We start from the raw sequence: 10,874 nt of genomic DNA, 5'->3' as shown, positions 1-10,874 counted from the left end.
CGGTGACGCGTCTTGGGCAGATCCTTGTCCCGACACTGTTTCTGTCGTTGTTGGCGTTATTGCTCCAACGCGTTCTGCCCAGCCGCCGTGTCCCCTTGAGGCCGCTGATTCCTGGCTCCATTTTGATTGGATTTGGTTTGACCGTTCTCAATAGTATGCTCAGTTTAAGTATTATTTCTCTTGGTAATCGCTATCAAGCCTATGGCGTGATTAGTGGTGTTTTGGTATTAACGCTATGGGTTTGGTTGGTGGGATTGATTTTGTATTTCGGGCAATGTTGGAGTGTTGAATTAACCATGCGTTTGCGGGGGGCTGCTCAGGGACAACCGAACCTCACATCGGCTTGAACTTGCTGCCGTCTTTGCGAAGCTGAGTTCGATGTGAATGGCTTGGTCAGCCTGGTCAATGAATCGTCCGCCAACGTTTCTTTGGTTTGCCGTTCTGTTGCTGTTGCTTCTTCCAACAGCAGCAGGGCGGGTGTTGTTGGACCTGGTGGGTGGATTGGCTCTGGTGCTGTTGGCGGTTCCTCTGCTGTTGACCGGGCTCGGTTGGATCGGATGGAAGGTGCTTCAGTCGCGCATGGTGAGCTGTCCGGCCTGTGGCACGGCCAGCATCAAAGGTGTTGACCGTTGTCCGGCCTGTGGCACGTCCATGCCCGTGGATTCAAGTGGGGCAGCCCCCCCAGAGCCAGCTGTTCCTGCCAGTGACGTGACGATTGATGTAACGGCTCAGGAGGTCAACTCGGATTCCTGAGCCTGGAGCTGACGTTCGCGCAGGAACAGGAAAAACGGAGCAGCACAGGCGAAGGCAACGCCGAAGCTGAGGGGGATCGCCAGCCACCAGCCCTTGATCTTCTGACGTGGTCCCTCCACGCAGATCCAGATCGTCACCGCAGTGGCCCCGACCAACAGATCGGCACTGAGGGAGCGTGCAGCTGCTGTGCTGGAGGCATCGGCCACAAACCGGGCCAGATCGAAAGCCTGGCCGCCGCTTTCAGCGATGAACTCCAGATTGGCTTTCCAGGGCAGAACAGCGCCCACCACCGCCAAGGCCAAGTAGATCCAGGGAAGAGCTTTACGCATCGGTGGTTGGTTCAAGGCTGTCGGGGTCGAGGGTGTCGACGGCACGTTCCACAGACTTCAACAGTGATTCGCAATGGTCGATGTACACCTCCCCATGCAGAACACGCTGCTGCAGTTGCGCCAATGGAACAGTTTCGCTTTGTAGCTCAGCCAGAAGGAGATCGAGGGCCTGGAGAGCTTCCTCGTAGCTCAGGCCAGCGGCATCCTCGCGCCAGGTTTGGATCTGGGTCTGCAGGTCCTTGGGTTGCTTCATGACGTTGGAGACGATGGTTGGGAACGAACCTGGGTGACCGCGGCTTCGATGCTGCCGTCCTGAAAGCTGAGGGTGAGTTTGTCTTTTTTTCGAACGCCCTCGACCCCATCGATCGCGATTCCCTGAGCATTGCTCACCAACGCGAGTCCTCGTTTCAGCCACCGCTGCGGCGACAGGGCCTTGAGCAACGCACGTCGTTGTTCCAGGGTCTGCCGCAGTTCCCTCAGTCGGCGTTGTGGTGCTTGCAGGGCCAGGGCCTGGCGACGGTCCATCAACCGCTGGTGCTGACGTTCCAGCCAGCGGCTCTGCACATCCCTCAGCCGTTGCCGCAGTTGCTGCAGCTCCCGCAATGCCACATGCCGATCCGGCAGCAGGGCCACGATGGCGGCGGTCGGGGTCGCGGCCCGATGGTCCGCCACCAGGTCGGCGACGGTCAGGTCATCCTCATGCCCCAGCCCCGTCACCACCGGCACTGGAAAGGCCGCCAGATCCCGACAGAGATCTTCGTCATCGAAGACCGCCAGGTCCTCACGGCTGCCGCCTCCGCGGGCCAGCACAAGGGCCTCCAGCCCCAGCGAATTCGCTTCCTCGGCCAGTCGGCCCAGCACCTCTCGGATTCGCGTTGCCACGCTGCCTTGCACGGGAATGGGCACCACCAACAGGCGTGTCAGCGGCCAGCGTTCGGAGGCGGTGCGCAGCATGTCCGCCAGGGCGGAGCTGGGAACACTGGTCAACACCGCCAGGGTTCGGGGTTGCCGTGGCAAGGGCCGCCGCCGCGCGCTGTCGAGCAGGCCGGCCTCTTCAAGGCGGCGCCGCACCAGCTCGAACTGGCGCAGCACCGTGCTGAGGCTCGGACGGATGTCCAGCACCTGAACGTTGAGCGTGGCCCGTGCCGCCCAGAAGTTCAGCTTGCCGACCACGGTGACGCCATCGCCATCCTCCGGGCGATAACGCAGCTGGCGTAGCTGCGAGGCCCAGGCCACGGCTGAAATGCTGGCCTCGCCATCGGTGAGCGTTAACCAGAGGTGGCCCTTTTTGAGCTGGGGTCTGGAGACGGTGGCTTCCACCAGGAACCTCGGGGCAAAGCCCCGTTCCAGCAGGTTGCCGACGGCGGTGTTGAGCTCCGCCACGGAAAAGGTCGGAATCCTGTCAGCGCTCAAGACGTCTGTAGGCGAAACCCCAGTACAGGCAAACAATGGCGCTGATCACGGCCACCGCTGCTCCCCAGGCCTGGTGGAGTTGGGTGGCGGCGATGGTGAAGATCACCAGGGCACTGCTCAGCAACCTGGAGCCATCACGACGGTTCTGAACGTAGAGCGGTGCCAAGGCTGTGGGGTTGCACAGGTCCACTGTGGACCATCAGGGAGTCAATGCGCAGACAACAAAAAGCCCCTCCGGCCTGGCCGAAGGGGCTTTTGTGATCGCGGTGGATCAGCCGAGGCCGATCTGGGACAGGATGCCCTGGCCGGTGAGGAGCTCGGTGCCGAGGCCGATGACGAAGCCCATCATGGCCAGACGGCCGTTCCAGGTTTCAGCGAAGTTGGAGAAGCCGAAGCGTGCGTTGTCAGACATGGGGTGAACCGGTTGAGGTTGCGCCAAATGTAACAAAGGTTGGACTTTTGTTGCCCGTGCTTACGGCGACACTCTGGTGAATTTATTTCCTGGTAACAGGCCGATGCTTGGTGTAGGCCGTCGCTGTGGCCTCCAGGGGGTTGTCCGGCCAGGGATGTTTGGGATAGCGGCCCCGCATCTCGCGCCTCACATCGCTGTAGCTGCCGCGCCAAAAGCCGCCGAGATCACGGGTTCTCTGCAGGGGGCGGCCGGCAGGAGAGAGCAGCTCCACCGTCACCGCCAGTCGGTTGTCGAGAACGGTGGGGCCGTCCTGGCAGCCAAACATCTCCTGCAATTTGACGGCAAGCACCACATCGTCCTCTTCGTAGCGGAGCCGTGCTTCCCGGCCGGAGGGGATGCTCAGGCGCAGGGGCAGCAACCGATTCAGGTCCTGACGCTGACTCCAGCTCAGATCACCCCAGAGGGCCTCCTGCAGGCTGCCTTCATCCAGGTCTTTCCAGCTGAGGCAGCCTTCCAGGCAGGGTCCAAGCCACTGTTCGGGAGCCTCAAGCAGCGTTCTGCGGTCCCGCTTGGGCCAAGAGGCCCCCATGTGGCGGTGCGCCAGCGCCAGGCGACGCCTCAGTTGTTCGCAATCGTCTGTCCAGGGCAGCAGCTCAAGCCGTTCGGACTCCTTGAATCGGCTCAGGAGAAGATCCCGACACTGCTCGGTCGAGGGCGCCGGTTGTGCCTCCTGGCGAAGCACCAGTTCACCCAGCCGCAGCTGCCGCTCAGCCCGGATCCGTCCCGCGTTGTCATCCCAGGCGACCTGATCCAGCCATTCCCCTTGTTCGACGGCCAGCTGTTCCATCCGTTCGCGGCTGAGGGGCAGGGCCAGCTGAATCCTGGTGTCCCGTTGCCCCATGTCCAATCTGGCCACCGCCAAGGCCTCTGATCCGTCAAGGGGGTCCCCAGGACGGAGGGTGGCCCCACGCCCCTGACGCAGCCGATAGCGCCCCGATTGACCAGGGCGTTGCAAGGCCAGCCAGTTGGGGAACGCGGTGAGGATCAGCTGGACGCTGTCGATGCCCTGGCTGTCCTCGTCTGGAGGAATCGCCAGGCGCGCCAGTTGTCGCTCCAGTTGACGGCTCAGCTCCCGCAGGGGCCTGCAGCGTTTCTGCTGCTGCATGGCCTCAAGCCGGGCTCCCAGGTCACAGCCCACCTCCGGGGCAGACAGCGGATCCCGGTCACTCAGCAGGGCGGCCAGATCGCACCCCAGGCGGCTGCAGCCATGGCGCTGTGCCTCCACCATCAACAGGCCCAGCCGAGGGTGCACCCCCAGCTGCGTCAGCTGTTGGCCGATGGGGCTCAAGCGTCCGTCCTGGTGGAGGATGCCGAGGCTCTTGAGCACCCCTTGCCCTTCCCGCAGGGCGGCCTGCGGTGGCGGATCCAGCCAGGGGAGGGCATCCCCCAGCCCAGCTCCCCATCCCGCCAGCTCCATCACCACCGGTTGGGGGTCCGCCAGCAGCAGTTCCGGTGGACTGAACGTGGGTCGGTGTTGTTGCTCGGCCGGAGACCACAGCCGGATGCAGCAGCCAGGGCCCTGTCGTCCGGCCCTGCCCCGCCGTTGATCCGCGCTCGCGAGGCTGGCGGGAACGGTCTCCAATCCCTCCATTCCAGTGTTCGGGTCAAAGCGCAGCTGCCGGCTGAGGCCGCTGTCGATCACCAGCCGAACCCCATCAATGGTGACCGAACTTTCGGCGATGCTGCTGGCCAGCACCAGCTTGCCGTCCAGGTCGGCGGGGCAGCATTTCAAGGCTTCGCTCTGGCGTTCCAGGGGCAGCTGGCCGTGGAGGGCACACACCTGCCAGTGCCGCAGGGCGTTGGCGTGGCCCAGCCGTTCCCGGCAGCGCTCGATCTCCGCCAGGCCTGGGAGAAACACCAACACGCCACTGCCCCGCGGCAGATCGAGGGCATGGGTCTCCACGGCGCGGAGCACTTGCTGCGCCAGGGGTTCATCGGTCCGCGGGGGTTGGTGCAGGGTCTCCACCGGGTGGCTCCGTCCCTCACTGGTCAGCAGCGTGGCCTCCGGCAGCCGTGCCTGCAGGTCGGCGATATCCAGGGTGGCTGACATCAGCATCAGGCTCAGATCCGGCCGCAGCAGAGGGGCCGCTTCCCGCAGCAAGGCAAAGGCGAGGTCGGTATCGCGGCGCCGTTCGTGAAATTCGTCAAACAGCACACAGCTCACCCCCTCGAGGGAGGGATCGGATTGCAGCCGTCGCAGAAACAGGCCGTCGGTGATGACCTCCACCTGGGTTCGGGCGGACCGCCGCTGTTCGCCGCGCACGGCGAATCCGATGCGCTCTCCCAGCGGTTCCTGCAGGCTTGATGCCAGGCGGGATGCAGCGGCCCGGGCCGCCAGCCGTCGCGGCTCAATCATCCAGATCCGTCCCTCTCGGCAGCGCTGGCCTGCGAGGGCTCCAATCAGGGCGAGGGGGACCCGGGTGGTTTTTCCGGCGCCTGGTGGGGCCTGCAGCAGCAGCGTGCAACCTGGCTGGAATTGGTCGCAGAGCTCAGGCAGGAGTGCATCGATCGGGTAGGGCGTTTGCCTGGCTTCGAGGGTCAACGCACAAGATTAAGGACCGCCATCAGCAGCAAACTGCTGATGGCGCCAAGGGCTGCAAGCAGCCTGACCAGCGGGCCCATGGACGTCGAGAGAGAGGCCATGAAGAAAACCTTAAAGGCCGAATTGGTTCCGTCCTAGCTCGGCTGGGGCGTTGGGGCTGTCGTGATTCGCACGCCTTCACATTCCGAGGGCTCGGTGCCTCAGCGCACGTGTCGGGTGCCATCCACAGGGTGATATTCCTCGCCGGTCAATTCCTCGAAAACAATGGCTGGCAGACCGGTTTCAAACATTGTTTGAAGAGCTTCCTTCAGGTAGGGATTCCAGCCACCGGTGCTCACCTGGCCATGGCGCACGGTCCAGTCCCAGGTGCCCTGCAGGTCCCGGGGGATGCGCCCCTCACGATCGCGTCGCGCCACCAGGTCCAACGATTCCACCAGCCCCACCGTCACCGGCTCCTTGCCGTAGGCGGGGGTGAGGCTCAGCTCCAGCCGCACGGGGTCTTCCTTCAGCAGGCGCAGCCGGAAGCGGGGAGGCAGTTTCACCCCTTTGATCACGGCAGCAACGATGCGTGTTTTCTGATCCACTCGGACGTCCCCCGATCGTTTCCTGGTCGATGCCGGAAGTCGGCATCAATGCACCAACTTATTCAGCGCCCGGTCCTGCAGCTTCACCTGAGGTGTCGTCATCGCCGCTGAATCGCACGGTCAGCAGGGCTTCATCGGTAATCTTGCCTTCGTTGTCCAGGAGCTCAGGGTGCACGGTGACGCGTCCAGTCCGATCCTTCGGTTCAGCAATCGGGCCACTGGCGGCGCGGAATCCCTTGCCCATGACCCGGAAGGCTTGCCAGAGCAGGGCCACAAACAACGTGCCGTAAAGCAGGGGGAAGAGAGAGTTGAGCATCGTGAGCCGGCACCTCCAGCTTTCTCATCCTGACGGGCCGAGGGCAGGGTTGGTTGCACCTGGTCACAGCTCAGACCGTTTTGGCCTTGATGGCGACCGAAAACACTCCCTACGGTCAGGACGGCATTCACTGCGATCGTGACGTCGATTCCCCCTGCCAAGACCTGTTCAGCCCTGGCATCACTGCTCCTCGGCGGGGTCGCTCTTGGTGTCCTGACCGTTCAGGGAGGGGCGGCCGTGTCAGCCCCCGTTCAGGCCAGGCCCTCCTCCGCAGGTTTGTCCCGCCAATCCTTCGTTGCAGCAGCTGTGGAGCGCAGCGGCCCGGCGGTGGTCACGTTGGAAACGGCTCGAACGGTGACCAGCTCTGGCATGAGTGGCCTGCCGAGGGGGCTGCTGATGGATCCACTCTTTCGTCATTTCTTTGGCGTTCCGGGCACGGCAACCCCGCGGTCCCGGGTGCAGCGAGGCCAGGGCAGCGGTGTGATCTTTGACGCTGAGGGGCTGCTGCTGACCAATGCCCATGTCGTGGAAGGGGCCGACACCCTGCGGGTGGAGCTCACCGACGGGCGCAGCGTTGCTGCCAAGGTGGTCGGGAAGGACAGCCTCACGGATCTGGCGGTGGTGCGGCTGGAGGGCAAGGGGCCCTGGCCGACGGCCGCCCTGGGGGATTCTGATCGGTTGAAGGTGGGAGACTGGGCAATTGCGGTTGGCAATCCCTTCGGATTGGAAAACACCGTGACGATGGGCATCATCAGCAACCTCAACCGGAACGTGGCCCAGCTGGGTATCTCCGGAAAGCGGTTGGATCTGATTCAGACCGATGCAGCGATCAACCCGGGCAACTCCGGTGGCCCGCTGCTCAATGCGGAGGGTGAGGTCATCGGCATCAACACCCTGGTCCGCTCAGGTCCGGGTGCTGGTCTGGGCTTTGCCATTCCGATCAACCGGGCACGCAACATCGCCCAGCAACTTGTCAAGACGGGGCGCGCCAGCCACCCAGTGATCGGCGTGGGCTTGGCGTCTGGCCCTCAAGGCCCGGTGATCCGTTCCGTTCAGCCCGGTGCTCCTGCCGCTGCCGCCGGATTGAAACCGGATGACGTGATCACGGCGATCAATGGTGTGGCGACCACCAGCCCCACGGAGGTGGTGGCCGCCATTGAACGCATTGGTGTTGGACAAGAGCTGACCCTGTCGATCCGACGGGGGGACACCACCATCACGGTGTCTCTGACCCCCATGGATCTCGCTACTCAGGCGTCGTCGTTGTCCCGCAGCTGATCGACGCAGCGGGTGATGCATTCCCCGTCATCAAGGGAGCAGGTGGTGATGCACTCGAAATAGGTCTCAACGGCGTCCCAGGTCTGTTCATGGGGGGCGCCCCCCAGGGCGGCGTGGCCGTGGTTGCCGGGGTGTTGGGCCATCGTCATCGCTGCAGGGATCGGTTTTGTCAGCCTATGCACACGTAATGGCTGGGTAAAGGGAAATGAGTCGTCCTGCCTAAGGGTCTGTGAAGTTTCCCCCGGTTCTGGAAGAACGCTGATCAGGCCACCTTTTTGCGGCGCTCCTGGCGTGCTTTCTGCTTGTCCCGGTTGGCCTTGCGTTTGGCGTCCTGTTCTGCAGCCAGTTGTTTCTCCCGTTCTTCAGCCCTTTCCTCCTCCTTTTTCTCGAGGTAGTAGGCGTAATCGCCGCGGTATAGCACCAGCTCGCCGTCCCGTAGTTCCACGATCCGATTGGCCACTCTGGAGATGAAGTAACGGTCGTGGGAGACCACCAGAACGGCTCCTTCGAAGGCACGGAGCGCGTCCTCCAGCATCTGTTTGGCAGGAATGTCCAGGTGGTTTGTGGGTTCATCGAGCACCAGCAGATTGCAGGGGCTCAGGAGCATCAGGGCCAGGGCCAGGCGAGCTTTTTCGCCGCCGCTGAGTTTGCCCACTTCCTTGAACACGGTGTCGTTGCTGAAGCAGAAATTGCCCAGCAAAGAGCGCACCTGCGTCTGGGTCCAGTCGGGCACCGCTTCGAACATCGTGTCGATGACCGTCTTGCTCAGGTCAAGGGCTTCGGCCTGGTTCTGTTCGAAATAACGGGCCACCACGTTGTGCTCGCCGAGTCGGGCGCTGCCTTCATCCGGGGTTTCGGTGCCCATCACCAGGCGCAGCAGGGTGGATTTCCCAGCTCCATTGGGGCCGACGAAGGCGATCCGATCACCACGCTCCACCTCCAGTTCGGCGCCGAGAAAGAGGATCTTCTCCCCGTAGCTGTGGCAGAGGTTGTCGATCACCGCCACCTGCGCTCCGGAACGGGGGGCCGGTGGGAAGCGAAAACTGGGGCCTGAGACCGATTCGATGGGGGCCTCCACCAGCTCCACCTTGTCCAGCTGCTTCTCGCGGCTTTTGGCCTGGGTGCTGCGGGTGGCGCTGGCGCGGAAGCGGTCGATGTAGGCCTGCTGCGTTGCGATCTCCTTCTGCTGGCGTTCGAAGGCGGCCTGGGTGGCCTCCTGTTCCAGTTGCTTCTGTTCGAGGTGAGCGGTGTAGTTGCCGAGGTAACTGCGGGAGATGCCGCGTTCGGTGGACACGATCTGGTTGCAGACGCGATCCAGGAAGGTGCGGTCGTGACTGATCACCACCAGGGCAGCGCTCTGTTCCACCAGGTAGCCCTCCAGCCACTGGATCGTCTCCACATCCAGGTGGTTCGTCGGTTCGTCCAGCAGCAGCAGGTCAGGGTCCTGCAGCAGAATTTTTCCCAGGGCGATGCGCATCTGCCAGCCGCCGGAGTAATCGCTGACCAGTTGTTCCGCCCCTTCCGGCGTGAAGCCGATCGTCGGCAGCAGCTTGTCGATCCGTGCATCCAGTTCGTAGCCGTGCAGCGCTTCAAACCGGGTTTGCAGTTTCCCCAGCTCTTGGATGAGCTGATCGAGACGGTCGGGATCCTCGGCTGCTTTCTCGGATCCCATGGCCTCCTCCACCTCCCGCTGGCAGTTCAGCACCGTGGCGGCTTCCCCGAAGGCCTGAAACAGCTCCTGGCGAACGCTGCGTTCGGGATTGACGTCAAATTCCTGCTGGAGAAAGGCGATTCGCGGATCGCCCTGGCGGACCACCTGGCCGCTGCTGGGTTCCTCCTGTCCGGCGATCAGGCGCATCTGGGTGGATTTGCCAGCACCGTTGACGCCCACCAGGCCGATGCGATCCCCGGGTTTCACCTCCCAGGTGACGTTGCGCAGCACCTCCCCGGTCGGATAGATCTTGCTGACGTTCTCGAGTCGCAGCACCGGCCGGGAGCATTGAGCCCCCATCATCCCTGCCGGCAGACTGGTGGGCCGATCATCAGGGAGTCAGGCCATGCTGAAGCTGGAACAGCTGACTGCAGTCGTGGTGGCCGCCGGTCTGGCCATCGTCAGTTATCTGTTGTTCTTCAGCTGGGCCGGTGGCGGCGGCTATGAGCGCCGCAGGCCGACATCAGATCAGGCGTCCAGCGGACAGATCGTGGAGCAGAAGCCGCTTACAGCCCACCGCGTGCCTTGACGACCCAGCGACGGCTGGCGTCGTCGTCAAGGCTGGCCAGATGCTGCCTGACCTCGTCCGGGGTAACGGGGAGACCCTGGTCTTTCCCGAATTGGCAGATGGAAGCCATGGCACCGGAAGGATCCTGGAGCGCCTGTCGAAACAAGGCCTGGGTCTGTTCGGGATTGCTGCGGATGCGCTCGTAGAGAGCGGCGGCATGGCCAGCCATGGTCATCGATGCGGCTGCTGGAACGCTATTCAGTCGATCGACAATCGTCAGGCTGCCTGGTCCAGCCCTTCATCACGAAGACCGAGGGCGGAGGCGTCTTCCATGCTGCGGGCATCCATGCAGAGCACCTTGCGCAGCTGGGCGTAATTGGCGGCCTGGGAGTTTCTGCCCTCCTGGGCTGCACCGTATTCGGCCCGCTGCAGCACGTGGTGCAGATGGGTGAGCAGATAGGTGCTGATCACAGCGGAGACCAGCACATCACTGTTCTCAGGCGTGCGCTGAGGACGACGGCGGCCACCGGGGCGCCGGCTGCGGCGCGGGGTGGTTGTTGTGGATTCGGGCATGGGGCACTCCGAGGAGGACCGATGCCCCCACCATAGTCATGGATACTATCCTTGACCACCTCTGTACACTTTCGGGTAGCTGAGACTCCCCCTGGAGATCCGGTTGTGCCCACCCGTCAGACGTCCTCAAGCGGGAAGCCCAAGTCCCCGCGGATTCAGGTGGTCCTGCCGGAGGATCTCTGTGCCCGTTTGACGGCCTTGGCTGATCAGGAGTCCCGCACGGTCAGCAACATGGCCCGGGTGCTGATTCAGCTGGGGGTCCAGAGGCATGAGCAGAGTGCCGAGGCCTCGCTGCCCTCCAGGGAAGAGCGCCTGCGTTCGGCACTGGAAGCCCAGCAACCCCGCCGTCTGCGGGGTGCCCCAAGGCGGCTGCGCCTGCATCGTCCCTAACGCGG

At 63.5% G+C, this 10,874-nt stretch carries 17 protein-coding genes (1 of these 17 running past the window's edge); 5 read left to right on the top strand and 12 right to left on the bottom strand.

The features are described from left to right. Both SynA1528_RS11355 and SynA1528_RS11350 read left to right on the top strand, forming a co-directional pair. A protein-coding gene (locus SynA1528_RS11355) for a YihY/virulence factor BrkB family protein (RefSeq protein ID WP_186588444.1) crosses the window boundary here: on the top strand, positions 1-347 show its end. The gene continues 583 nt to the left of window position 1, outside the view; only the last 347 of its 930 coding nucleotides appear in the window; its start codon lies beyond the left edge, outside the window; its stop codon occupies positions 345-347. Positions 348-405: 58 nt separating this feature from the next. Next, on the top strand, positions 406-753 hold the full coding sequence (locus tag SynA1528_RS11350) for a hypothetical protein (RefSeq protein ID WP_186586829.1): 348 nt from the start codon (positions 406-408) through the stop codon (positions 751-753). Here the strand turns inward: SynA1528_RS11350 and SynA1528_RS11345 are convergent. The 8 genes from SynA1528_RS11345 to SynA1528_RS11310 form a co-directional block, all read right to left on the bottom strand. Then, on the bottom strand, positions 729-1,082 hold the full coding sequence (locus SynA1528_RS11345) for a DUF2834 domain-containing protein (protein WP_186586828.1): 354 nt from the start codon (positions 1,080-1,082) through the stop codon (positions 729-731). The two genes, SynA1528_RS11350 and SynA1528_RS11345, sit on opposite strands and share 25 nt — an antisense overlap. Then, complete coding sequence (xseB, locus tag SynA1528_RS11340) at positions 1,075-1,335, bottom strand: exodeoxyribonuclease VII small subunit (protein ID WP_186586827.1); 261 nt, start codon at positions 1,333-1,335, stop codon at positions 1,075-1,077. The genes SynA1528_RS11345 and xseB overlap by 8 nt, the downstream gene beginning before the upstream one ends. Then, on the bottom strand, positions 1,332-2,495 hold the full coding sequence (xseA, locus tag SynA1528_RS11335) for an exodeoxyribonuclease VII large subunit (protein ID WP_186586826.1): 1,164 nt from the start codon (positions 2,493-2,495) through the stop codon (positions 1,332-1,334). Before xseA ends, xseB begins: the two co-directional genes overlap by 4 nt. Next, positions 2,485-2,685, bottom strand: a complete 201-nt coding sequence (locus SynA1528_RS11330; RefSeq protein ID WP_186588552.1) for a hypothetical protein — start codon at positions 2,683-2,685, stop codon at positions 2,485-2,487. The genes xseA and SynA1528_RS11330 overlap by 11 nt, the downstream gene beginning before the upstream one ends. Positions 2,686-2,766: 81 nt before the next feature. Further along, a complete protein-coding gene (locus tag SynA1528_RS11325) occupies positions 2,767-2,907 on the bottom strand; it encodes a CAB/ELIP/HLIP family chlorophyll-binding protein (protein ID WP_186586825.1) in 141 nt (46 codons plus the stop codon). An 82-nt stretch (positions 2,908-2,989) separates the two neighbouring features. Beyond that, the gene (hrpB, locus tag SynA1528_RS11320; protein WP_186586824.1) at positions 2,990-5,509 is read right to left on the bottom strand and encodes an ATP-dependent helicase HrpB; all 2,520 of its coding nucleotides are present in this window, start codon (positions 5,507-5,509) and stop codon (positions 2,990-2,992) included. A 200-nt stretch (positions 5,510-5,709) separates the two neighbouring features. Beyond that, entirely contained in the window at positions 5,710-6,093 is a 384-nt protein-coding gene (locus tag SynA1528_RS11315; RefSeq protein ID WP_186586823.1) for a DUF8663 family protein, read from the bottom strand. A gap of 58 nt (positions 6,094-6,151) precedes the next feature. Then, positions 6,152-6,409: a DUF2973 domain-containing protein gene (locus tag SynA1528_RS11310; RefSeq protein ID WP_186586822.1), complete on the bottom strand. Its 258-nt coding sequence runs from the start codon at positions 6,407-6,409 to the stop codon at positions 6,152-6,154. 135 nt (positions 6,410-6,544) lie between these two features. Between SynA1528_RS11310 and SynA1528_RS11305 the strand changes: the two genes are divergently transcribed. Further along, positions 6,545-7,687 (top strand): trypsin-like peptidase domain-containing protein, encoded by a 1,143-nt coding sequence (locus tag SynA1528_RS11305; protein WP_186588437.1) that lies wholly within the window; start codon positions 6,545-6,547, stop codon positions 7,685-7,687. On the opposite strand, the gene SynA1528_RS11300 is transcribed toward SynA1528_RS11305, so the two are convergent. Together SynA1528_RS11300 and SynA1528_RS11295 are read right to left on the bottom strand one after the other, a co-directional pair. Further along, positions 7,660-7,830: a DUF8642 family protein gene (locus tag SynA1528_RS11300; protein ID WP_502707753.1), complete on the bottom strand. Its 171-nt coding sequence runs from the start codon at positions 7,828-7,830 to the stop codon at positions 7,660-7,662. The two genes, SynA1528_RS11305 and SynA1528_RS11300, sit on opposite strands and share 28 nt — an antisense overlap. A gap of 119 nt (positions 7,831-7,949) precedes the next feature. Beyond that, entirely contained in the window at positions 7,950-9,674 is a 1,725-nt protein-coding gene (locus SynA1528_RS11295) for an ABC-F family ATP-binding cassette domain-containing protein (protein ID WP_502707709.1), read from the bottom strand. A gap of 70 nt (positions 9,675-9,744) precedes the next feature. Here SynA1528_RS11295 and SynA1528_RS11290 point away from each other — a divergent pair, with 70 nt between their 5' ends. Continuing rightward, the gene (locus SynA1528_RS11290) at positions 9,745-9,927 is read left to right on the top strand and encodes a hypothetical protein (RefSeq protein WP_186588435.1); all 183 of its coding nucleotides are present in this window, start codon (positions 9,745-9,747) and stop codon (positions 9,925-9,927) included. Here the strand turns inward: SynA1528_RS11290 and SynA1528_RS11285 are convergent. Both SynA1528_RS11285 and SynA1528_RS11280 read right to left on the bottom strand, forming a co-directional pair. Next, entirely contained in the window at positions 9,905-10,135 is a 231-nt protein-coding gene (locus SynA1528_RS11285; RefSeq protein WP_186586819.1) for a DUF8665 family protein, read from the bottom strand. The genes SynA1528_RS11290 and SynA1528_RS11285 overlap by 23 nt on opposite strands. Positions 10,136-10,182: 47 nt before the next feature. Continuing rightward, positions 10,183-10,479 (bottom strand): DUF8682 family protein, encoded by a 297-nt coding sequence (locus tag SynA1528_RS11280; protein WP_186586818.1) that lies wholly within the window; start codon positions 10,477-10,479, stop codon positions 10,183-10,185. A 105-nt stretch (positions 10,480-10,584) separates the two neighbouring features. Between SynA1528_RS11280 and SynA1528_RS11275 the strand changes: the two genes are divergently transcribed. Then, entirely contained in the window at positions 10,585-10,869 is a 285-nt protein-coding gene (locus SynA1528_RS11275; protein WP_186586817.1) for a ribbon-helix-helix domain-containing protein, read from the top strand. Positions 10,870-10,874 lie beyond the last annotated feature (5 nt).

This window comes from Synechococcus sp. A15-28 (assembly GCF_014280175.1).
Classification (GTDB): domain Bacteria; phylum Cyanobacteriota; class Cyanobacteriia; order PCC-6307; family Cyanobiaceae; genus Parasynechococcus.
This window is presented reverse-complemented; position numbering and strand designations above follow the sequence as displayed.

Bases quoted from the DNA above. Each gene is read 5' to 3' on its own strand.
- SynA1528_RS11350 (WP_186586829.1), top strand. From the start codon at position 406: ATGAATCGTCCGCCAACGTTTCTTTGGTTTGCCGTTCTGTTGCTGTTG.
- SynA1528_RS11310 (WP_186586822.1), bottom strand. From the start codon at position 6,409: ATGCTCAACTCTCTCTTCCCCCTGCTTTACGGCACGTTGTTTGTGGCC.
- SynA1528_RS11285 (WP_186586819.1), bottom strand. From the start codon at position 10,135: ATGGCTGGCCATGCCGCCGCTCTCTACGAGCGCATCCGCAGCAATCCC.
- SynA1528_RS11325 (WP_186586825.1), bottom strand. From the start codon at position 2,907: ATGTCTGACAACGCACGCTTCGGCTTCTCCAACTTCGCTGAAACCTGG.
- SynA1528_RS11290 (WP_186588435.1), top strand. From the start codon at position 9,745: ATGCTGAAGCTGGAACAGCTGACTGCAGTCGTGGTGGCCGCCGGTCTG.
- SynA1528_RS11280 (WP_186586818.1), bottom strand. From the start codon at position 10,479: ATGCCCGAATCCACAACAACCACCCCGCGCCGCAGCCGGCGCCCCGGT.
- xseB (WP_186586827.1), bottom strand. From the start codon at position 1,335: ATGAAGCAACCCAAGGACCTGCAGACCCAGATCCAAACCTGGCGCGAG.
- SynA1528_RS11300 (WP_502707753.1), bottom strand. From the start codon at position 7,830: ATGGCCCAACACCCCGGCAACCACGGCCACGCCGCCCTGGGGGGCGCC.
- SynA1528_RS11345 (WP_186586828.1), bottom strand. From the start codon at position 1,082: ATGCGTAAAGCTCTTCCCTGGATCTACTTGGCCTTGGCGGTGGTGGGC.